The 21967-nt window shown below is 40.5% G+C and carries 20 protein-coding genes and 2 riboswitches; of the genes, 8 read left to right on the plus strand and 12 right to left on the minus strand.

All coding sequences use genetic code 11. The annotated features are described in order from the left end of the window. Positions 1-28: 28 nt before the first annotated feature. Together H2672_RS16630 and H2672_RS16635 are read right to left on the minus strand one after the other, a co-directional pair. A complete protein-coding gene (locus H2672_RS16630; RefSeq protein ID WP_186673240.1) occupies positions 29-1516 on the minus strand; it encodes an ABC transporter permease in 1488 nt (495 codons plus the stop codon). Between the two features lie 22 nt (positions 1517-1538). After that, positions 1539-2984, minus strand: coding sequence for an ABC transporter permease (locus tag H2672_RS16635; RefSeq protein ID WP_370569688.1), 1446 nt, complete (start codon positions 2982-2984; stop codon positions 1539-1541). 127 nt (positions 2985-3111) lie between these two features. On the opposite strand from H2672_RS16635, the gene H2672_RS16640 reads away from it, so the two are divergent. Beyond that, positions 3112-4851, plus strand: a complete 1740-nt coding sequence (locus tag H2672_RS16640; protein ID WP_186673241.1) for an ABC transporter ATP-binding protein — start codon at positions 3112-3114, stop codon at positions 4849-4851. A 240-nt stretch (positions 4852-5091) separates the two neighbouring features. Next, on the plus strand, positions 5092-6135 hold the full coding sequence (locus H2672_RS16645) for an AI-2E family transporter (RefSeq protein ID WP_186673242.1): 1044 nt from the start codon (positions 5092-5094) through the stop codon (positions 6133-6135). A gap of 40 nt (positions 6136-6175) precedes the next feature. On the opposite strand, the gene H2672_RS16650 is transcribed toward H2672_RS16645, so the two are convergent. Further along, entirely contained in the window at positions 6176-6688 is a 513-nt protein-coding gene (locus H2672_RS16650) for a methylated-DNA--[protein]-cysteine S-methyltransferase (RefSeq protein ID WP_186673243.1), read from the minus strand. 152 nt (positions 6689-6840) lie between these two features. Continuing rightward, complete coding sequence (locus H2672_RS16655) at positions 6841-7140, minus strand: TIGR04104 family putative zinc finger protein (RefSeq protein ID WP_186673244.1); 300 nt, start codon at positions 7138-7140, stop codon at positions 6841-6843. Positions 7141-7401: 261 nt separating this feature from the next. Between H2672_RS16655 and H2672_RS16660 the strand changes: the two genes are divergently transcribed. The 3 genes from H2672_RS16660 to metC all read left to right on the plus strand — a co-directional run bounded on the left by H2672_RS16660 (position 7402) and on the right by metC (position 10120). Continuing rightward, positions 7402-7611: a hypothetical protein gene (locus tag H2672_RS16660; protein WP_186673245.1), complete on the plus strand. Its 210-nt coding sequence runs from the start codon at positions 7402-7404 to the stop codon at positions 7609-7611. 13 nt (positions 7612-7624) lie between these two features. Beyond that, positions 7625-7731, plus strand: a riboswitch (SAM riboswitch). Positions 7732-7808: 77 nt separating this feature from the next. Next, a complete protein-coding gene (locus tag H2672_RS16665) occupies positions 7809-8930 on the plus strand; it encodes a methionine biosynthesis PLP-dependent protein (protein ID WP_186673247.1) in 1122 nt (373 codons plus the stop codon). After that, positions 8927-10120 carry a cystathionine beta-lyase gene (gene metC, locus H2672_RS16670; protein ID WP_186673250.1) on the plus strand — a complete coding sequence of 398 codons (1194 nt, stop codon included), beginning with the start codon at positions 8927-8929 and terminating at the stop codon, positions 10118-10120. Before H2672_RS16665 ends, metC begins: the two co-directional genes overlap by 4 nt. Positions 10121-10192: 72 nt before the next feature. Here metC and H2672_RS16675 read toward each other — a convergent pair whose 3' ends face one another. Together H2672_RS16675 and H2672_RS16680 are read right to left on the minus strand one after the other, a co-directional pair. Next, positions 10193-10693: a flavin reductase family protein gene (locus H2672_RS16675; protein WP_255485867.1), complete on the minus strand. Its 501-nt coding sequence runs from the start codon at positions 10691-10693 to the stop codon at positions 10193-10195. 98 nt (positions 10694-10791) lie between these two features. After that, entirely contained in the window at positions 10792-11634 is an 843-nt protein-coding gene (locus H2672_RS16680; protein ID WP_370569689.1) for a pirin family protein, read from the minus strand. Between the two features lie 225 nt (positions 11635-11859). Between H2672_RS16680 and H2672_RS16685 the strand changes: the two genes are divergently transcribed. Next, positions 11860-12219 carry a winged helix-turn-helix transcriptional regulator gene (locus H2672_RS16685; protein ID WP_186673252.1) on the plus strand — a complete coding sequence of 120 codons (360 nt, stop codon included), beginning with the start codon at positions 11860-11862 and terminating at the stop codon, positions 12217-12219. A 63-nt stretch (positions 12220-12282) separates the two neighbouring features. Here H2672_RS16685 and H2672_RS16690 read toward each other — a convergent pair whose 3' ends face one another. The 3 genes from H2672_RS16690 to H2672_RS16700 form a co-directional block, all read right to left on the minus strand. Next, entirely contained in the window at positions 12283-12849 is a 567-nt protein-coding gene (locus H2672_RS16690; RefSeq protein WP_186673253.1) for an NADPH-dependent FMN reductase, read from the minus strand. A gap of 287 nt (positions 12850-13136) precedes the next feature. Beyond that, positions 13137-15431: a 5-methyltetrahydropteroyltriglutamate--homocysteine S-methyltransferase gene (gene metE, locus H2672_RS16695; protein WP_186673254.1), complete on the minus strand. Its 2295-nt coding sequence runs from the start codon at positions 15429-15431 to the stop codon at positions 13137-13139. Between the two features lie 45 nt (positions 15432-15476). Beyond that, the gene (locus H2672_RS16700; protein ID WP_186673293.1) at positions 15477-17348 is read right to left on the minus strand and encodes a bifunctional homocysteine S-methyltransferase/methylenetetrahydrofolate reductase; all 1872 of its coding nucleotides are present in this window, start codon (positions 17346-17348) and stop codon (positions 15477-15479) included. Between the two features lie 158 nt (positions 17349-17506). Then, positions 17507-17615: riboswitch (SAM riboswitch) on the minus strand. Positions 17616-17971: 356 nt separating this feature from the next. Here H2672_RS16700 and H2672_RS16705 point away from each other — a divergent pair. Next, entirely contained in the window at positions 17972-18169 is a 198-nt protein-coding gene (locus H2672_RS16705) for a hypothetical protein (RefSeq protein ID WP_207151888.1), read from the plus strand. Between the two features lie 88 nt (positions 18170-18257). On the opposite strand, the gene H2672_RS16710 is transcribed toward H2672_RS16705, so the two are convergent. Continuing rightward, entirely contained in the window at positions 18258-18875 is a 618-nt protein-coding gene (locus H2672_RS16710) for a TetR/AcrR family transcriptional regulator (protein ID WP_186673255.1), read from the minus strand. Between the two features lie 163 nt (positions 18876-19038). On the opposite strand from H2672_RS16710, the gene H2672_RS16715 reads away from it, so the two are divergent. Continuing rightward, positions 19039-20217: a YhgE/Pip domain-containing protein gene (locus tag H2672_RS16715; protein ID WP_186673257.1), complete on the plus strand. Its 1179-nt coding sequence runs from the start codon at positions 19039-19041 to the stop codon at positions 20215-20217. 44 nt (positions 20218-20261) lie between these two features. On the opposite strand, the gene H2672_RS16720 is transcribed toward H2672_RS16715, so the two are convergent. Together H2672_RS16720 and gntK are read right to left on the minus strand one after the other, a co-directional pair. After that, entirely contained in the window at positions 20262-20396 is a 135-nt protein-coding gene (locus H2672_RS16720; RefSeq protein ID WP_255485868.1) for a GntT/GntP/DsdX family permease, read from the minus strand. A gap of 25 nt (positions 20397-20421) precedes the next feature. After that, positions 20422-21966, minus strand: coding sequence for a gluconokinase (gntK, locus tag H2672_RS16725; RefSeq protein WP_186673298.1), 1545 nt, complete (start codon positions 21964-21966; stop codon positions 20422-20424). Between the last annotated feature and the right edge of the window lies 1 nt (position 21967).

Genomic DNA, 21967 nt, shown 5'->3' on the forward strand with positions numbered 1-21967 from the left:
CCCCCTTATTATTGTTCGGTATTTATGTTCAATCCATTCTTGGATCAAAGGCATCACGCAATCCATCTCCCAAAAAGTTAAACGATAAGACAAGCAAGATAATCGCAAGCCCCGGGATAATGGCTAAATAGGAATGCGATTCCAAATATGTGCTGCCGATTTTTAAAATGTTTCCCCATTCTGGAATATGCGGTTCCACGCCGAGTCCTAAGAAACTTAAACTGCTCGTCGCGATAACTGCGCCTCCGATTGTCAGTGTTGCCTTGACTATCATCGGCGCAAGTGAGTTTGGCACTATCTGTCTAAAGATAATAGAAAAATCCGCTGAACCGAGCGCACGTGCAGAATCGACAAATTCATAGTTTGACACCATCATGACATTCGCACGCATAGTCCGGGCATAGGTAGGTATAGACCCGACACTAAGCGCTAAAATTAGATTCGTCGTATTTGCCCCAAATGCCGCAATGATAGCAATTGCTAATAGAATTCCAGGAACGGCATATAGTATATCAAGTAGTCTCATAATGATATTGTCCGTCCGCTGACTGTAATATCCAGCTAACGCACCTAGAAAGCCACCAATAACAACTGGAATGGCCGTCGAAGCAAACCCTACAAGAAGCGAAATTCTTGCACCAAAAATGATTCTTGAAAACAAATCCCGTCCGAAATTATCGGTGCCAAACGGATAGGCAAGGCTCGGTTTTTGAAGTATTGCACCATAATCATTTTCAACTGCCATATCGTAGTCAAATGTAAATGTGCTGCAAACGGATATGGAAAACATAAGAATGATGAAAAACAAACCAAGTATCGCCGTTGAATTACGGGTAATCTTTTTCCACATTGTATTCCACTTCGAAATCTTAGACTGATCATGACTGCGAACCTTTACTATCAAGCTATAGCCAAGCAATAATGCAAATAAATTACCAGTCAACGCGGTAAACAGGAGTACTATGGCAACAATCATCATCCAAGCCGGCGCACTCTCTTCCTTAACATATCTCGCTGTGAGAATCAGTGTCACGACTTGAAAAATCATTATTCCTAGTAATATAATCATTGCTGATAAAAATGAATCCGCTACATATGACTTAAATAAATTAAGCGATGATATGGCGATGATAAAAACCTGGGTGAGCAGCATATAGACAGCGAACGTATACTCCGGCGTCTTCTGCTTTTTAATGAGATTAAAGGCAAATGCTGCAGTAAATACATTTCCCGTTACTATACTGAACAACTGTACATAACCTAGCTTTCTTGTCGAACTCCGAATTTCACCTATTGTCAGAAGGTCTCGCTTCACCATCCATGTGAGGATAGTTTGAAAGATCGTGAAAAACGCATAAGCCGCAAATACGCTAAAGACCGAACCTTTCAACTCCCCTTCTTTGAAATTGAAACTGTTCAGTAGCAAGACGACAGTCAGGATTAAAGAAATAATCCATGTGAAATTTGCTTGTGTATATTCCCGCGATATTTTCAATGCATGTTTTTTGTTTAGCATCACCTTCACACCTTCTCCCGCTCTACGATTGCTTCATCTTCGAACGGATGCGAGGATCGAAAAACGCATACAAAATGTCGATGAGCACATTGACTAATGAAATCGTTATTGCAATATAGATAACCCCACCCATTATGGCAGGTATATCGGGAATGAACTGCTTATCTACGATGTAACTTCCGATTCCGCTAATGTTAAATACTTTCTCAGTCACCGCTGCGCCTCCAAGCATTCCCCCGAATAGCAGACCAATAACTGTAATAATTGGTATCATTGCATTGCCTACCGCATGTTTCCAAAGAACTTGAAGCCTATTGAGCCCCTTAGCTTTTGCTGTGATGATGTAGTCCTCATTGATGATTTCCAACATCGACGAACGTGTCATCCTCGCAACAGATGCAGTCAAAGCAGTTCCGAGTACGACAACTGGCATGATAATAGACAGCCAGTTTTGAGGACTATATGTGGCGGGTAGCCATTGTAATTTAATAGAAAAGTTCAAAATAAATAGTAGCCCTTGCCAAAAGTTCGGGATCGACAATCCAATCAATGCAATAAACATAAACGAATAGTCCAAAAACGAATTCGGCCTTGTTGCAGAAATGATGCCTACTGGGATGGCGATAACAACTGCCATCAGTAATGATAAAACCGCAATCGTCAATGTGATTGGGAATTTATTTGCAATACTTGCTGCGACATCCTCATTGCCGGCATAAGAAGCTCCTAAATCAAACGTGGCGATTCCTTTAAGCGCATTCCATAATTGTGAAAGATACGATAAATCCAAACCATGCAATTGATTGAATGAGGCAATCTGCTCTTTCGTCGCCGCCTCGCCAAGAATATTCGCGGCAGGATCAAATGGCGATAAGTAAAGTATCGTGAACACCAGAACTGAAACACCAGCTATAACGAAGAGGCTCATAATCAATCGTTCAACTATAAATTTGACGTACGGATTGCTGAACAAAAGAATGAGTAGATACATGAAGAAGCCCGGAATGAATGAAGCAAGCAAAAACAACGGTTTTCCAAGCAATGATTGAAAGTAAGTTGAATATGTTACCCGCTGAACGCCTTTTAGGTTCGCTATTTCATTTGTTTTTTTCGTTAGCGTTTTTCTAAATTGTTCTTCGGCAAGCTTTTCCACTTCCCTATCTATTTCCTTCTCATTTACTTCATTATTGAAGAATGAATGTTTTCGTAGTAATTGTTCTTTAAAATCATGCATCGTACCTTCTTTATAACCCGATACTGTCAAAGATCCCCTTACCTCTTCATAAATCAACGTGTATGTATCGTCTCTTCTCTTCAAAAGATAGAATAAAAATACAATTAGATGAACTGGAAAACCTAAAATTACTAGCCAATACTTATAAGACCGCCGTAGTTCCATTTTGCCAACCGTATATTGAAGGACATCCGATAACCTGAAATAGGGTGTCGCTTCTTTATTCACTCTCATCGAAGCAGCTCCTCCTTTCCGATATTGTTTAATTCCTATTGGTATAGTAAAGTATAGATTCGGTAACTATTTAAGTCAATGTAATTTTCAACTAAATTTAATTTCAGATAATAGGTAGGTGTTTTTATTGGAAACAGTTTTAAAGGTAAGTGATCTACGCGTCTCGTTTCTGGGCCACGACAAGGAATTTGAAGCAGTCCGTGGTGTGAGTTTTGAAGTGAAGAAAGGTGAGACGCTTGGAATTGTAGGTGAATCAGGAAGTGGAAAAAGCGTAACAGCCCGCTCAATCATGCGCCTCCTCCCCTCTCCCCCTTCTTATCTAAAAGATGGAGAGATTGAATTTCAAGGTGAAAATCTCGTGCATAAAACGGAAAAAGAGATGGAGAGTATCCGTGGTCGCGATATAAGCATGATTTTTCAAGATCCGATGACTTCGTTAAATCCAACAATCCAAATCGGTAAGCAAATAGCTGAAAGTTTAATCAAACATCAGAACTTATCTAAAAGAGATGCGAAAAACCGTACCATTGAACTGCTGAAACTTGTAGGTATACGTGATAGCGAAGCGCGTTTCAGCCAATATCCACACGAGTTTTCAGGTGGAATGCGGCAGCGCGTCATGATTGCGATTGCACTCGCCTGCCGTCCGACACTACTAATTGCGGATGAACCGACGACTGCACTTGATGTGACAATACAAGCCCAAATCTTAAATTTGATGAAAGATATGCAGGAACGTTTTGGAACCTCCATCATACTGATTACCCATGACCTAGGCGTTGTCGCCGGCATGTGCGATCGCGTCGTCGTCATGAAAGACGGTGAAATTGTGGAGACCGGAACGACGGAAGAAATTTTTGATAATCCTAAACATTCCTATACGAAGAAACTGCTCAACGCACTTCCACGCCTTGACGAAGAAAAGAAGCCAAAACGCACTCCTTTACGTACTATTGGTATAGAAAGTGGGAAACCTCTGCTAGAGGTGAAATCACTGAAGCAGCATTTCGACGTTGGGAAAGGCAATGTAGTGAAGGCCGTGGATAATATCAGCTTCCATATAAAACCCGGAGAGACGCTCGGACTTGTTGGTGAGTCAGGGTCAGGTAAGTCGACGACTGGCCGCGCCATTTTACGTCTTCATGAACCAACGGACGGTGATGTTTTGTATCAAGGGATGGCCATCAACCGACTTTCGAAAAATGAAATGAAAACGATGCGACGTCATATGCAAATGATCTTCCAAGATCCGTATTCTTCACTTAATCCGCGTTTCAAAGTGCTTGATATTATCGGTCAGGCATTAGACATCCATGGGTTGAGTAAAAATAAAGAGGAACGAAAAATGAGGGTTGAAGAATTACTTGTTATGGTTGGGCTCGAACCATCTCATGCAATGCGCTACCCACATGAATTTTCCGGGGGACAGCGCCAAAGAATTGGTATTGCACGCGCACTTGCCGTAGAACCTGACTTCATCGTTTGCGACGAACCATTATCGGCACTTGATGTTTCTATCCAGTCGCAAATCGTGGAATTACTGGAAGATCTTCAGCATCGTCTCGGACTAACCTATTTGTTCATCGCGCACGACTTGTCCATGGTTAAACACATCAGTGACCGGGTTGCCGTTATGTATGCTGGGAAAATAGTTGAGCTTGCTGAAAGCGAAGAACTGTATTCCAATCCTCAGCATCCCTATACAAAATCGCTACTTTCAGCGATTCCTATTCCTGATCCGAAAATAGAATCGAAGAAAAAACGAACGCTTATGGAAGAACAAATCGAGGAGGACAAATATCAGCTATCACAATCTGAGTTAATCGAGGTTTCTGATGGGCATTGGGTAGCAGTTCCTATCAATTAAAGTATGTTTCAAACTTCATTTATTACAATATCTATCATATAATTAAACATAAGCAGAGGAGTTATGACCTTTTACGGTTTATTACTCCTTTTTTCACGGCTAGCGCTTGCATATTGGTTCGCAAGTTATTTTATAAAAAAGCATTTCTATCTTGTAATCTCTACAAATCGTAGCAATACTAACAATGAATGGTCTCATTTCTTGTTTTCACTTTTAGTTATTTATGGAGGAGCTAGGTATATGGGTGGGTTATTAGATATTTTCGAGAAAAAGGGACCACGGCGTATACTAATTTTCGCTTTAATTATTTTAATTCTATACAGCGTCAAAAGTATGATGAATATTATTTTGCTTACCTTCATTTTCGCTTTTTTATTGGATCGGCTTATTGAGTTTACGATCAAACGTGTACATTTAAATCGCAAGCTACTGGTCATTCTGCTGTACACAGTGATTGTGGGCTTACTGACAGTTGGCGTTGTAAAGTATTTACCTCTAATCACAATGGAAATCAGTCAAATTATAATAAGGATTACAAACTTCTTTTCCGAACCTCATGACAATGTACTGCTCAGCTACTTAGAATCCGTCATATCTAGCAATCAAATTGCAGCCTACTTGGAAAATGGTTTTTCTTTCTTGTTAAAGTATTTCTCTGATATTAGTAAAACGAGTATTCAAGTACTACTTGCCCTAGTATTAAGCTTATTTTTTTTACTAGAAAAACCACGTTTAATAGAGTTTACAAACAAATTTAAAGATAGTAAGATTGCTCCTTTTTACTTCGAAATTGAGTTCTTTGGCAAAAAGTTCACACGGACGTTTGGAAAAGTGATTGAAGCCCAATTTATTATTGCGATTGTTAATACAATCTTGTCCGTGATCGTATTGCTCATACTCGGATTCCCACAAATAATCGGGTTGGCAATTATGATTTTCTTTTTAGGGCTCATTCCTGTTGCTGGAGTCATCATTTCACTTGTTCCACTGACGATAATTGCTTTTACAATCGGAGGATTCCTGAAAGTTGTCTACGTGATTATTGCAGTCATGATTATTCATGGCATTGAAGCCTATATTTTAAATCCGAAACTAATGTCTTCAAAAACAGATTTACCCGTTTTCTACACGTTTATCGTGCTCATTTTCTCGCAAAACTTCTTTGGCGTATGGGGACTCATTATCGGTATTCCCGTTTTTGTTTTTCTACTTGATATACTTGATGTAACGAATAAAGAATCGGCGCATCCCACATCTATTCTAAAAAGCAAAAAGACAAGGTGAGATTAATTACTTCTCCCTTGTCTTTTTTTCTATCGAAACGCTATCTTTCCAGTCCTAGAAGCTGCTCTTTCATCTCCAAGCCGGCCCGAAAACCGCCCAACTTACCACTTTTTGCAATGACGCGATGGCAAGGAACAATAATCAAGACCGGATTGGCGCCGATAGCGGTTCCGACGGCTCGGACCGCATTCGGTTTTTCAATCCGTTCGGCAATGTCTGAATAGGATACAGTCCGTCCGTATGGAATTTCTTGCAATGCCTTCCAGACAATTTGTTGAAAAGGAGTACCATGAAGATCGATTGGCAATAAGAAATTCCGGCGCTGCTCTTTTAAATAATCGACCAACTCGACAGTGTGCGGCTTCAGAATGTCCGCTTCCTCCGTCAGAGTATGACTCGGAAGCCGTTTGTTCACCCACGCTTCTAGTTCTTCGAATGGTGCGTTCGGGGTACCGATATAGCAAAGCCCCTCTGTCGTAGCTGCTATATACATATTCCATTGCGAGTGATTAAGCGATGTCCAATACACGTTTTTTTCACTGTTCTTCTCCATTCATCTGCACCTCCATTGCTATATTCAATATTGGAACCTATATAGGTTCCAATATTTTTTTGGCTCTTGCCCAGTTTACTTTTTTGAATAACGTGATTAAATAGGACGGATTCGGAAATTCCATGTCCTACTTGTAATTGGCCCCCATTTTTTCACCAAAGCGGTTTATCTTTATTCGTTAATTCAATCATATATAGGGAAAGGAACATAACTAAAACAGCGGTTACACTCAAGATTGAAATTACAATTGTCCAATGGATTTCAAATTGTACTGCTGGGATAAGCGTCAATGTAGGCGCAATGGATATCAAACCAGTGCGTTTTCTAGATTTAGGGGTTACATACTGGTTTTCACCACAGTACGGACATTCAACTCCCCTGTTGAACCTAAGGTACTTGATGAACGCATTCTTCCAATTCCATTTGCGGCCACAACTATTACAGTTCGGCATTTCATCACCCCCAGTTCATACATATACGTTCTTGATAACTAATAAGTTTCATTAAATCAAATCGGACGACTTCCAAGAAGAATCATTGATTAACAATATAACACAATTCTTTTTTTAGTATTACAATAGACCAAGTCTGTGAATTACCTATTTTAATACATAAAGCACTTGTAAGAAAAGTGTGAAAGTATCCATTTCCACTTGTTCGTTTTCGGCTCGCTTTGGACAAATTGATCACGATAACTTTACTAAGGGTTACGTGTGGCTGGACGTAATGCCATAAAAACTCTTGAAGACGTTGGCCTTGGTTCAACTTCCTGGTTTGATAATTGGTCCATTTTCGTAGGTGCGGACTGTATCCAAGCTATTCAATCAACGAATGCAACTACTGAAAGATGGATTATTGACAATTCACTCTTGTTTTATTTTCCATGTCATGATAAAATTATGGATATTGTTCTTTTCACATAATTCAATAATTTAATTCTTATCAAGAGAGACCGAGGGAAGGGCCCTTTGACGTCTCAGCAACCAGCCTTTTCAGGTACGGTGCTAATTCCCTTAGGTGTCCATTTCCCTAGAAGATAAGAAGATAGTCTACGATATTTCGGGGACCCTCTTCTTATAGAGGGTCCCCTTTTTCAATTAAAATGAAAAGGGTGACTACAATGACAAAACGAAGTTTAGAGACAATTCTGGTGCAATTAGGAAATAACAGCGATCCGAAGACTGGCGCGGTTAACCCGCCGATTTATTTATCAACGGCGTACAAACATAAGGGGCTCGGTCAATCGACTGGCTATGATTACACACGGACAAAAAATCCAACCCGTTCCATATTGGAAGATGGAATTGCAAACTTAGAGGGTGGCGATGCTGGTTATGCGTGCAGTTCTGGTATGGCGGCGATTCAGCTTATTCTAACGCTATTCCGCCCTGGGGATGAATTGATTGTTCCAGAAGATATTTACGGTGGCACATATCGCTTGCTCGAACAGTATTCCGACGTTTACTCAATCGGTACAACGTATACGAATTTCGCAGATGTAAATGAGACCGAGAAGTTAATCACTTCGAAGACAAAAGCGCTCTTCATCGAAACACCTACGAATCCACTCATGCAAGAATTTGATATTCGCCTGTACGCAGAACTTGCTCGGAAGCACGATTTACTATTGATTGTTGACAATACATTCTTAACACCTTATTTCCAGAGACCGATTGAACTTGGTGCTGACATCGTCATGCACAGCGCAACGAAATATATCGGAGGACATAACGATGTCCTCGCGGGACTTGTCGTTGCAAAAGGTGAAAAACTTTGTGATCAACTAGCCGCCAACCATAATGCTATCGGTGCGGTCCTCTCCCCTTCCGATTCATGGCTAATCATAAGGGGGCTGAAAACACTGCATTTGAGAATGAAGCAGCATGATGAAAACGCGAAAATACTCGTCAATTATTTGGAGGATGAACCACTTGTTACGGACGTTCTCTATCCAGGAAAAGGCGGCATGCTGTCATTTCGGCTAAACGATAGTGATTTGGTCGGACCATTCCTTGAAAATCTACAGCTCATCACATTTGCGGAAAGTCTAGGTGGAGTCGAAAGTTTCATCACTTATCCAGCAACGCAAACCCACGCAGATATCCCGCGCGAAGAACGGATACGACGTGGCGTCTGCGACCGACTTTTACGTTTTTCTGTCGGAGTGGAAGAAGCTGAAGATTTGATTGCAGATTTAAAGCAAGTGTTTGCAACTTTGAATAGCGGGGTGCTTCAACGATGAGTTTAAATAAAGAGCGATTGGAAACGACCCTCATCCATGCATCGACACGTGGCGATTACGAGCAAAAAACAGGTGCTGTCAACGTTCCTATTTACTTATCTTCAACGTTTCATCAGGAAAGCTTTGATGCGTTTGGGCCGTATGATTATAGCCGGTCGGGCAATCCGACGAGAGACGCATTGGAAAAAACAATTGCCTCACTAGAAGGCGGCGCGCGTGGATTAGCCTTTGCTTCCGGAATGGCTGCCATCTCGGCCACATTTATGCTTCTATCTTCAGGCGACCATATCGTTGTGACCGAAGATGTGTATGGCGGCACATACCGATTCGTAACTGAAGTATTGCCGAAATTCGGTATCGACCATACCTTTGTAGATCTAGCCAATGTCGAGGAAACCGCAAATGCAATTCGTCCGAATACAAAAGTAATCTATATTGAAACACCATCCAACCCTCGTCTAGGCATTACGGATATTGAAGCGATTGTTGAACTTGCAAAAGCGAATGACTGTCTGACTTTTCTTGACAACACCTTCATGTCGCCACTTTACCAACGTCCACTGGATCTTGGCGTTGATATCGTTGTTCATAGTGCTACCAAGTTCTTATCGGGGCATAGCGATATCATTGCCGGATTGGCAGTTACAAAGAGTGAAGAACTTGGCAATCGATTGGCATTCATTCAAAACTCTTTCGGCTCTATTCTAGGCGCGCAGGATTCTTACGCGTTAATTCAAGGTATCAAAACGTTAGGTGCCCGTTTAACACAGTCATCTGAATCGGCACAAAAAATAGCTTCATACTTGAACGACCACACTTTAGTGGAAGAAGTGTTTTATCCAGGGTTAGCAAGTCACCCAGGACACGCAATCCACGCGAAACAGTCGACAAATCCAGGCGCTGTCTTGTCTTTCCGCTTGCCTAATAGAGAGACAGCAAAGGCATTTGTTGAAAACGTCCAGATTCCTATTTTCGCAGTCAGTTTAGGCGGTGTTGAATCAATTCTTTCCTATCCCGCAACGATGTCCCATGCTGCCATGCCTAAAGAACAACGGGAGAAACGCGGCATTACTGAAGGTCTGTTACGCTTTTCTGTCGGGCTCGAACATGTCGATGACTTAATTGCCGATTTTGATCAAGCCCTACAAATAGCCCGGGAGCAAACGGTGACAGTAACTACAAGTCTATAATCAATAAAACAGGCCTAGCATCAGTCGTGTATACTGATGCCAGGCCTTTCTATGTCGAACTTTTCAAAGCTATTATTCGCTATAAAAACCTTCTGGAATTGCACCTATAGTTCTTCGGTGATACAGCAGCGGTTCTTTACTTTCATTCTGAATATCTAACACTTCGCCTATGAATATCGTATGATCCCCAGCATCAATTTGTTGAAACGTTTTGCATTGTAAAACCGCAAGCGAATTTGACAGAACTGGTAGATTTAAATCTGACTCTTTCCAATCGCATTGGCTAAATCGATCGGCAACCCTGCTAGAGAATAACGTACATAATTCGCCTTGATCTGCCGCTAAAATATTTACAGAAAACTTTTCAGCATCTAGAAAGTCACTATAGGTAGATACTCTTTTGTCGATGGACCACAAAATAAGTAAAGGCTCTAATGATACGGATGCAAATGAATTGACCGTTAGCCCCATCGGTTTTTTATCTGCATCAAATGCTGTTACGACAGTGACTCCCGTTGGATAATTCCCCATTGCTTCTTTAAAACGCGCTACTTGTTCTATCTTACTTCCCATATCAGCAACTCCCATTTTCTTATTTCACTTAAAAGCATATCAAATCTGTTAGAATATTTCATACTTTGTGATTCTGTATTAAATTGAATCGTGCATGTTCACTCAAATCTACCATCTCTGTAATCTTTATAGGCCTGCACAATCTCTTCTTCTGAATTCATCACAAACGGACCACGTGCTACTACTTTTTCTCCGACAGGCTGACCTGCATATAACATGATATGCAGTTTCTCTTCTGCGTGAATCTTTACTTCAGTCTTTTCGCCATCTGTTCCACGTTCCAACCAGAGAACCTGTCCCTTCTTCCCCTCCGCGCTTTCACTGCCGAATGTCCCTGTTCCTTCTATTATATATAGAAAACCATTGTAACTGCCAGGAAGGTCCTGTGTGACAGTCGTGCCGGGTTCAACAATCAATTCGACCATCGAAACAGGTACGTGATTTTTCGTGTCAGCCGTAACACCTTGCGAAGAACCGGAAAAAACACGTATCGTAGCGCCATCTTCATAACGGACCGGCATATCTTGTGCACGCATGTTCTGATAACGTGGTTCCGACATTTTTTTATCGCTTGGAAGATTGACCCACAATTGCAGCGATTGAACCGTTTCCCCGACAGCCGGGTCCTCTGTATGAATGATTCCTTTACCTGCCGTCATCCATTGGACGTCTCCGGGGTGTAGTTCCCCTCCCCCAGTTTTATTGTCAAAGTGCTCTAGCTTTCCATCAATCACGTACGTAACGGTTTCAATACCACGATGCGGATGCATGCCAAATGTTCCGCGCACGAAAAAGTCTTCAGCCATCAAAAGAAATGGATCAGCGTCTTGCCAGTTTCCTGGTTCAATTACCAATCCTACTTTATGAGTTGGCGATTGTTGCTGATAAACGACGTCCCTTACACTTCTGATTCCTCTTGAAAAAACTTGTTTATTATTCACGTTAACTTCCTCCTTCTGTTTTCGATTGTATATATTGAACATATGAATACATGTGAAAGTTGAACGAAGGCGCCTTACAGGAGTAGCCGAAGCTGATTTGAAGGGTATCTTCATTTCAAATAGTAACTGATTCCTATATATGTTATTATGGATTAAATTCGCCAAAGTGTGAAGTACGCACCACAAAGTGCTATAGTATACAAAAAGATACTAAAGGAGGTTATTATGGGGATACAGCCTGAACTATGTAAAGTTGACGAAGCTCTAGGGATCTTAGTAGGTAAATGGAAACCAATTATTTTACTGCATTTAATTACTGAAGGAACACAAAGGTTTAGTGAATTAAAAAGATTGATGCCGGGGATTACTCAAAAAATGTTAACCAAACAATTAAGGGAATTGGAAGATGAAGATATTATTAACAGAGTCATCTATCCACAGGTTCCCCCGAAAGTTGAGTACTCTATCTCTGAGTATGGGAAAAGCTTACAGCCTATCTTAGCCATTATGCACGAATGGGGCACCAGTCATGTTACACATATTGAAAAGAAAAGAAATAGCCAGAATACCAACGACGCATTATAATGGATAAATCAAAAACAGACACTCTTCAAGAGATTGTCTGTTTTTGCATTATCCGTAGATTTTTTAAGCTTTAACTGTAGCATTCGTTTTGTTGTAATACTCAATAAAGTTATAAACTACTGAATCCAAGAAATCAATTGTAGCTTTATCAGTAAGTTCGCCAGCTTCGTTCATTTTCTCATGAACCGAACCGATGTATACTTCGTTACCTGGCAGTAAGACAGGTGCTAATGCCGGGTTTGACAAAATTTCTCTTAAGTGAAGTTGCGCACGGATACTTCCGAATGCTCCCATAGAAGATCCTACTATGAAACCAGGCTTGTTTTTAAGTGTAAATTCGCCACCACGTGATAACCAGTCGATTGCATTTTTCAATGCACCTGGAATAGAGAAGTTATATTCAGGAACTGCAAATAATACAGCGTCTGTATCTTTTACATTATTTTTAAAATCCACTACATTTGCAGATGGGTTAGTTTCTATATCAATTGAAAACATTTCAAGATCATTGATAAAGACAGGTGTGATGTCTAATTGATCTGCATAACGACTTCTCATATGTTCAACTAGTTTCAGGTTAAATGAAGTTGAACTAGTACTTCCGATAATTGCTTTAACTTTAATTGCCATGATGTAAAACTCCTCTATATTAATAATTTGTAACTCTGTTTCTAATTTAATTATACACCACTAACACCCAAGGGGAAGTACGCACTTCAGAGTGCCATAGTATACTAAAAGATACTATGGGAGATTAGAATAATAAAAACGTGACCTAATCCCGTAACGATCTCCTGCATGGCCGATCATATCTATAATCTACAGGCCAAAAATCCCGGCACACAAAAAAAGGCATCTCCACCGCCATTGATCCACGGGGAGACGCCTATCTTATTTCCAAGGCTTACTTAAAATAATTAACTCTTAAGTACAGCCAATTGACTTTCCCTAACTTCTTTCGCCGCCTCTACCATTATCTTCAAAGCGCCTATCGTCTCTTCTTCTTTTCTTGTTTTCAAGCCGCAATCTGGGTTAATCCAAAATTGTTTCGGATTAATGGTTTTGAGTGCACGATTAATATTTTGTTTCATTTCTTCCTTACTTGGAACACGTGGGCTATGGATGTCATAAACACCCAGGCCAATTTCTTTATCATACGTATTGTTCTCAAATGCAGCGATAATTTCGCCATGACTTCTTGACGTTTCAATTGAAATAACATCCGCATCCAACGCGCTAATTGATTTGATAATGCCGCTAAATTCCGAGTAACACATATGTGTATGGATTTGCGTATCATTTTCAACAGAAGAAGTTGCCAGTTTGAATGCATAGACAGCAGCATCCAAATAGCTTTCACGTTTTTCTAGATCCAACGGTAAACCTTCTCGAAGTGCAGGCTCATCTACTTGAATCATGCGGATACCGTTCTTTTCAAGCTCTTCAATCTCTTTACGCAGTGCAAATGCAATTTGGTTCAATACGTCGAAACGTGGAATGTCATCCCGTACAAACGACCAATTTAATATCGTTACAGGACCCGTCAACATGCCTTTTACCGGCTTCGTCGTTAACGTTTGGGCATAGACACTTTCTTTCACAGTAATAGGTTCACTAAACGCAACATCACCTAAAATGAGTGGCGGCTTGACGCAACGCGAACCATATGACTGAACCCAGCCAAACTGTGATACTGCAAACCCTTCGAACTTTTCACCAAAGTATTCAACCATATCTGTTCGTTCAAATTCACCATGAACCAAAACGTCAATGCCAATGTCTTCTTGAATTTCAATCCACTTGTCAATCTGATCTTTGATAAATTGCTCGTAGGCCTCATTCGTTATTTCACCTTTACGCCATTTAGATCTTGTCTGTCTGACTTCTGGCGTCTGCGGTAAACTCCCGATTGTCGTTGTCGGCAGAAGAGGTAAATTAAAGCGTTTTTGCTGTTCAATAATCCGTTCCGCAAATGGCAATGAACGATTTACATCTTGCTCAGTTAAATTTTCAATCGTTTCTTTCACTTCAACATTTTGTCGATACTTCGAGTTATTTAGACGAGCAAGTGCATTTCTGCTCTCCTCTAGTCCTGTTGCAATCGTTTCAGTTCCATCGTGAACCCCTCTACTAAGGAGGACAATTTCAGCAAGCTTCTGATCAGCGAATGAAAGACCGCCTTTAATAATTGGATCCAATTTTTCTTCCGTTTCCGTACTAACAGGAACGTGAAGAAGTGAAGAAGAAGGTTGAACAATCAAGCGGCTTTTATCAACATGTAACTGGATTTCTTCTAATAGCGTTACTTTTTTATCTAGATCTGCACGCCATACATTTCGACCGTCAATAACACCCGCCGCAAGTACTTTGTCTTGAGGGAAACCATATTTCTGTAACAATTCAAGCGAATCGCCATGCACAAAGTCCAGACCGAATCCATGTACTGGCAACGCAACAACCGCTTCATAATTAGCTACTTTTTCAAAATACGTTTGTAGGATAATCTTTAATTGTGGCACCGCTTCATGGATTGCTGCGTACGCCTGTTGCACATGTTGGAAATCTTCTTCCGACAACTTACTTGTAAGAATCGGCTCATCAACCTGAACCCACTTGGCCCCTGCTTCTACAAGTTCTTTCAATACTTCGATATATAACGGCGTAAACTGTTGCAGTAAAGTAGGGAAATTCTCTTCGCCGAAAGACTTTGCCAGTTTAATATATGTAACTGGACCTAGGATAACGGGCTTGCCGTCAATACCTAGCTTTTCTTTTGCTTCTTTATAAAAAGCGAGAGGACGGTTTTCAACTAGTTGTGGCGTTACACCTTCTAGTTCCGGAACAATATAGTGATAGTTTGTATTAAACCATTTCGTCATTTCTGAAGCAACTGCATCCTTCGTTCCACGGGCAATTGCAAAATACGTTTCCAAAGGCACTTTACCACCTGTATACTCAAAGCGTGTTGGTACCACGCCAAACATAATCGATGTATCCAGTACATGGTCATATAATGAGAAATCTCCAACAGGAATAAGATCGACACCGAATTCTTTTTGCTTCTGCAAACTTTCTAATCGAATTGTTTCCGTTGTTTTCAATAGCTGTTCTTCTGAATTTGCCCCATTCCAAAAACTTTCCAACGCCCTTTTCCATTCACGTTTTCCACCAATTCTTGGATACCCACTAATTGAACTTTGTACTTTTACCATTGTATGTTAGCCCCTTTATTTTTTATTTTATTTTTTCAATCCATTTTAATACACGACACTCTCGGTTTGAATCACCTCCCTTGCTACAATCGCGTCCACTTTACCGTGTATATATTCCGTCAACTGTACAGTCATGTCATAGCGCATAAAGGGAGTGATTAAATAGATGCCATGAAAATGCTCAAGCGCCACATCAATCAATTCCTTAGAAACCTCTAAACCTTCTCTCGTAGACTGCTCACGATTACCATCTAACAAAGCCATTCTTGCACGTACTTGGTCCGTCAACTTAATGCCAGGTACCTCATTGTGTAGAAACTCGGCGTTTTGCGACGAGGTCAGCGGCATAATTCCGATGTAAATTGGCGTCTCAATATGTTTTGTCGCCTCGTATACTTCAATAATCTTCTCCGCGCTATAGATAGGCTGCGTGATAAAATAGTCGGCTCCTGCTTCTATTTTTTTCTCTAATCTTTCCACGGCGCGATCTAAATGCCGCACATTCGGATTAAAGGCCGCTGCCACAGTAAAGGACGTCTTCTGTTGCAATGACTTCCCAGACTTGGAAATGCCTTCATTGAATTGCTTTATGAGTTGGATCAATTCAAAAGATGTCATATCGAATACAGACGTTGCTCCGGGGAATTCACCGATTTTTGTGGGATCCCCCGTAATTGCCAATAACTCAGTGATACCTAATGTGTGTAATCCCATGAGATGTGACTGCAATCCAATTAAATTGCGATCCCGACACGTAATATGGACAAGAGGCGTTGCACCAATATTTTGTTTAACAAGTGACGCCATTGAAGCATTACATATTCTTGGTGTTGCCAATGAATTATCGGCCAATGTAATGGCATCCACACCAGCATCCTTTAACGCCTGCGCCCCCTTAAAGAACTCACTCGTATTTAAATGTTTGGGTGCATCAAGTTCAACAATTATCGAATGCCTTTTTTTCACTGTTTCAAGCAATGTTGGCGGTTTCGATTCCTTTGACGGCGACTCTACAATTCCTATTTCCGCTTCCTTCTTTTCAACAAATTTCTCTTGAATCGGTTCACGATTTGTAAGTCCTTTCACAAGTGCACGAATATGTTCTGGCGTCGTCCCACAACATCCACCTATTAAACTGACCCCTTCTTTTCGAAAATTCATTGCAAATTTCTCGAAATATTCAGGCTCATTTTCGTAAAACAATTTCCCATCCTTATATCCCGGATAACTAGCATTCGGATAGACCGAGAGTAAAGCGCGCTTCATCAATGGAACCGTTTCTAAAGACTCTAACATATGATGGGGACCGAGGCGGCAGTTGACACCAACGATATCCGCGCCTAGATCTTCCAACTGTTGCAAAGCATCCGCTAGCTCCAACCCATTTTGAAGTACCCCAGCTTCATGCATTGAAACGTTCGTAATAATTGGGATATCTGTCTCCTCACGTGCAATTTTCAGCACCGTTGTTAATTCATCAAAATCGTAATAAGTTTCTAAAAGTAGGCCATCCACTCCCTCTAGAAGTAGGCAATACAATTGTTCCCTAAAGCTGCGCTTGATTTCCTCCTCGGTACCAATGGATGTTCGAGATCCATGAATACCCCCGATAGTCCCTAGGATGAACGTATCATTACCAGCGGCTTTTTTGGCAATTTGGACTGCTGCTTTATTTATTTTTTTTACACTGTCCTCCAAACCATAACGTGCTAACTTAATATAATTGGCGCCATACGTATTCGTTTGAATAATATCCGCACCTGCCTCTATATAGGCCCGATGGATGTGAAGCACTTGTTCAGGATGCGTCAAGTTCAGCTCCTCAAAACATAGATCCACACCGTGTGTATAGAGAAGAGTTCCCATTGCTCCATCACCAATCAAAATGCGTTCTTTCATAGTCTCTACTAGATTCATTACCATCACTTACTCCTTTCACTTTCCTCGAGTCCCGCCCCAAAATTTTTTCCTCGTTCTTTAAAATAAGTTACTTATTGGAATAAATTATTAAAATAAAAAAGAGCCTCTTCCTGTGTTACATAAAGGAAGTAGACTCTAAATCTGAATAAGTCTTCTCCTCATCTACCAAGTCGTTTTATCGACTTGCTGGAATTAGCACCATGCCACAAAATGGCGGTTGCTGAGGTGTCATCGGGCCAGTCCCTATACCTCTCTAGATAAGAAAAACTATTAAGTTGGTTTTGCTTCGTTACGTTATTACAGACTTTACATCATTGTTGGAAAATTAGCAACACATTTACATAAATTAATTAATTGTTTCATAGTTTCAGTTTGTTTTTCCACCCAAACACCCTAGTTACTTGAATAGGATTTTGCTATCCTTGATATAATTAATCAAGTCCCCTCAGCTACACTCACCGATTTCATTCAACAAAAAGAGAACTGAGCGCACATAACAATATTACGACTAATGACCACCGTCCCCACCATAACCCTGCATATAATAAACTATAAGAACAATAACGAACGACCAGTATACTCAGTTGTTGTTCCCATCAAATTGAAGGGAGGTCATTGACTTGAAAACTTCCTTAGGCATCTGGATTGGTTGGCTAGCAATAATTTTAGCGGCTGTAGGGTTCTTTTATGCACCTTATTGGTTAGGTGGTGGCGCACTCGTTTTAGGCTTAGTTTGTTTAGCTTTTCCACAAAAAGCGTTGGCATGGATTTCAATCCTGCTTGGAGCCATTGTGATAGTAATTACGATGTTCCAGTAGCCGGATAATAAATGATAGTTTAAGGCATGTTTGGGTTCTCTACCATACATGCCTTTTTCGTTTGATTAGTATGCTTGCAATCTACCAGTTAATTTTTTCGTAATCCAGCCACATGGGCAGGACCCCAAAATGTCGTTTGTGATAACATATGTGCCATTTCTTGTGGTGATCTATCCATTCCACTCTCCAGCCAACATTGTATGACTCCCAGATGCGCAGAACTTACGTAGGCGACTAAATAATCAAGCGGAATCACCATGTTTTCTTCATTCATGAAATTACTAAACTTATAAAGCATTTTCTTTTTTATGAATTCCTTTAATCGAACTTGAAAAGATGGATTTCCATTCGGTCCTAAAATAACCTTCATAAATTCAAAATTCTCTTCGAGGAATTCAAATAACTTTATTACAAAAGGGAGTGGTTGCTCAACTTGAAGATCGTTTGTATAATTCTGATTCACTGCTTTCCAAGCTTCCTCTCCAATTCTATCCAGTTCCTCAAAAATCTCTCCTTCGCTTTGTTCCAATAAATCATACTTATCTTTGTAATGTAGATAGAATGTCCCTCTATTGATGTCAGCCTTTTCCGTCAAATCACTTACTGTTATCGCTTCAAATCCTTTTTCCTCCATCAATCCTGTAAATGCATCTCGGATCAACCGTCTTGTCCGAACAATAGGTCGATCCATTTTCTTCTTTTCCATGACATTCGCTCCTTTTTACAGACGATATCAAACATATTCCTTCTATTTGTTGATTAGTAAACAGATTTCAATCAATTGATTATTGATGTTATTGGTATTTCAATTATAATATACACTTAGGTCACTATTCAACAATCTGTTCATTATAAGAGGAGGTTTTACCATGAATGTCTTAAAAAATAAATTAGCATTTATTTCACCCATTGCTGTCATTGCCATCATTTTCATTTTTTCATTAACGCTTATACCATCCATTAGTCCAGCGCCTAAAGATATGCCCGTTGCAATTGTTAACGAGGACTTAGGAGCTGAACTCCCGAATAATATGGATAGGAATATGGGTAACACATTAGTCGAAAACATCCGTTCACAAGCCATACCCGGTCAAGATTCGCCAATCAAATGGATTGAAGTGAACAGCTTGGCAGAAGTCCAAAAAGGATTGGATGAAAAGAAATATTATGCTGCATTAGTGATTCCGGAAGATTTCAGTAAAAATCAAGTTTCCCTTCAAACGCCAAAACCGACTTCACCTGAAATTCAGATTTTAGTGAATCAGGGTATGAACCCGTTGGCGGCTAATATGGCGGGACAGATATTAAATGGAATCGTCGACGGAATAAACGCTAACGTCCGAACACAGCTATTGGAAGGTTTCGAAATGCAAGGAGGAACGATTACAACAGAGCAGGCGGCTCTTCTCGTTTCCCCAATTATAAAAAAGGTCATCAACGTCAATGAAATCGGAACAAAGAGCGCGAACGGAAATGCACCCGTTACAATGTTCCAGCCAATCTGGATGGGAAGCATTGCTGGGGCGACTATTATTTTCATAACACTTAGCAAGACTGTATTTAGAAACCGTAAAGATAGGTTGGTAGGCGTTTCCATCCAGGTATTAATAGGTGCAGTTCTTGCGCTTATCGCAGGATTCGGGTTGACATGGTTAGCTAGTACGATGCTCGGTTTAGACATTCCGAAGTTTGGTGATACCGGCTTATTCCTGTCACTCACCTACTTTACTTTCTTCTTAATGATTTCGGCAGTTCTTATGTGGCTAGGGATTAAAGGCATTCCTATCTTCGTGATTATGCTGTTCTTCGGAGCACCACTGCTAGCAATGCCACCGGAGTTCATGTCTTCGTTCTATCGTGATTGGATTAACTCTTGGCTTCCAATGCGCCATATGATTGAAGGGCTTCGTGAACTGTTCTTCTTTGGCAAAGGATTTGGCTGGAGCCACCCTGTTCAAATGTTGACATGGATAGGTCTTGGAAGCCTTGTTGTATTATTTGGTTCTGTATTTAAAAAAGGACCTAAAGATGAAACAGTGAAAAAGTAAGTCATGCATACTAAAACAGCCCAGTGATGCGATTATTACTCGCTTCACCGGGCTGTTTTAATTATTGACTTCGGACTGAAGTCAAACATTGTAAAAGTTTCTTTCAGAGTCAAACTATGAAATTCTTTAAACATCCAGAAAACAGCATCGTTCACATATGATGCAATGAATAACGGCATGACAATCTTCTTCACAGCTTCTTTGTTACTTTTTAATTAACCCCCTCTGATAATTCGCAATACTTGTATATTCCTTTTCCAATACTCTCGATAAATTAATGAATATCGGTAATAGTTTTCTATACTCTTGTACATCAGAATCCACAGGTTTGTGCTTATAAGTACTGCCAACCATTTCAGAAACAACTTCAAATGATTCAATTTTCCCCGTGGCATAGAGTCCTAAGATACAAGCACCTAGACATGAACTCTCATAACTTTCCGGGACAATTACTTCCAAATCGAATATGTCGGCCATCATTTGGCGCCATACTTCCGATCTTGCGAAACCACCAGTTGCTTGAATTCGAATAACTGGTTCATCCATAACTTCAATTAGTGCTAAAAATACTGTGAACAGATTATAAATCACACCTTCAAGAGCCGCCCGAATCATATGTTCTTTCTTATGCGTCATCGTCAAACCAAAAAATGAGCCGCGCACGTCAGGATTCCACAATGGTGCACGTTCACCTGCTAGGTATGGATGGAATAACAACCCATCAGATCCTGGTCTTACACGTTCAGCAATCTTCGTTAACACTTCATAAGGATCAATGCCAAGCCTTTTTGCTGTTTCTACTTCTGATGATGCAAATTCATCTCTAATCCAGCGAAGTACCATTCCACCATTGTTTACTGGCCCGCCAATGACCCAATGATTCTCGGTTAATGCATAGCAAAATATTCGTCCCTTTTCGTCTGTCTGAGGGCGGTCAATGACTGTTCGTATTGCACCACTTGTCCCAATTGTTACCGCTACTTCACCCTTACCTATTGCATTCACACCTATATTAGAAAGTACTCCATCACTTGCACCGATAACAAACGAAGTTTGCGGATCGATGCCTAGCTGTCTTGCTATTCCAGCGTTACAGTTGTTGAAAATCTCAGTTGTTGGTACCAGCTCAGATAGCTGCCCCGGTGTAATACCCGCGATTTCCAAAGCTTCTTCATCCCAATTCAATTTTTCCAAATTCATCATACCCATTGCTGACGCCAATGAATGATCTACAACATAGCGATCAAAAAGCTTCTTAAAAACATATTCTTTAATGCCTATATACTTTTTAGCCTTGTCAGCTATTTCAAGACGCTCATGTACAATCCATGCAATTTTGCTTAATGGTGACATTGGGTGAATAGGTGTTCCAGTTCGCTTGTACACTTCATGACCATTTAACTCTTCTTTAATTTTACGTGCCCAAGCTTCACTTCGATTATCCGCCCAAGTGATGCACTGCGTTAGCGGCTGATCATTTTCATCCATCGCAATAACACTATGCATCGCACTACTAAATGAAATGAACGATAACTTTTCTGGAGAGATTTGAGATTTCCTAATTACAGTTGAAATTGCTTGTAATACAGCCTGATATATTTCTTCTGGATTCTGTTCAGCTGTCGAAATATCTGGTGTGCAAAGTGGATAGCCAATATTTTCTTGTTGGGATATTTCTCCTTTTTCTGTAAATAAAACTGCTTTCGTACTCGTCGTCCCTATATCTACGCCTAACATATAATTCGTCACC

Origin of the sequence: Sporosarcina sp. BP05 (assembly GCF_014282005.1) — a bacterium.
Lineage (GTDB): Bacteria > Bacillota > Bacilli > Bacillales_A > Planococcaceae > Sporosarcina.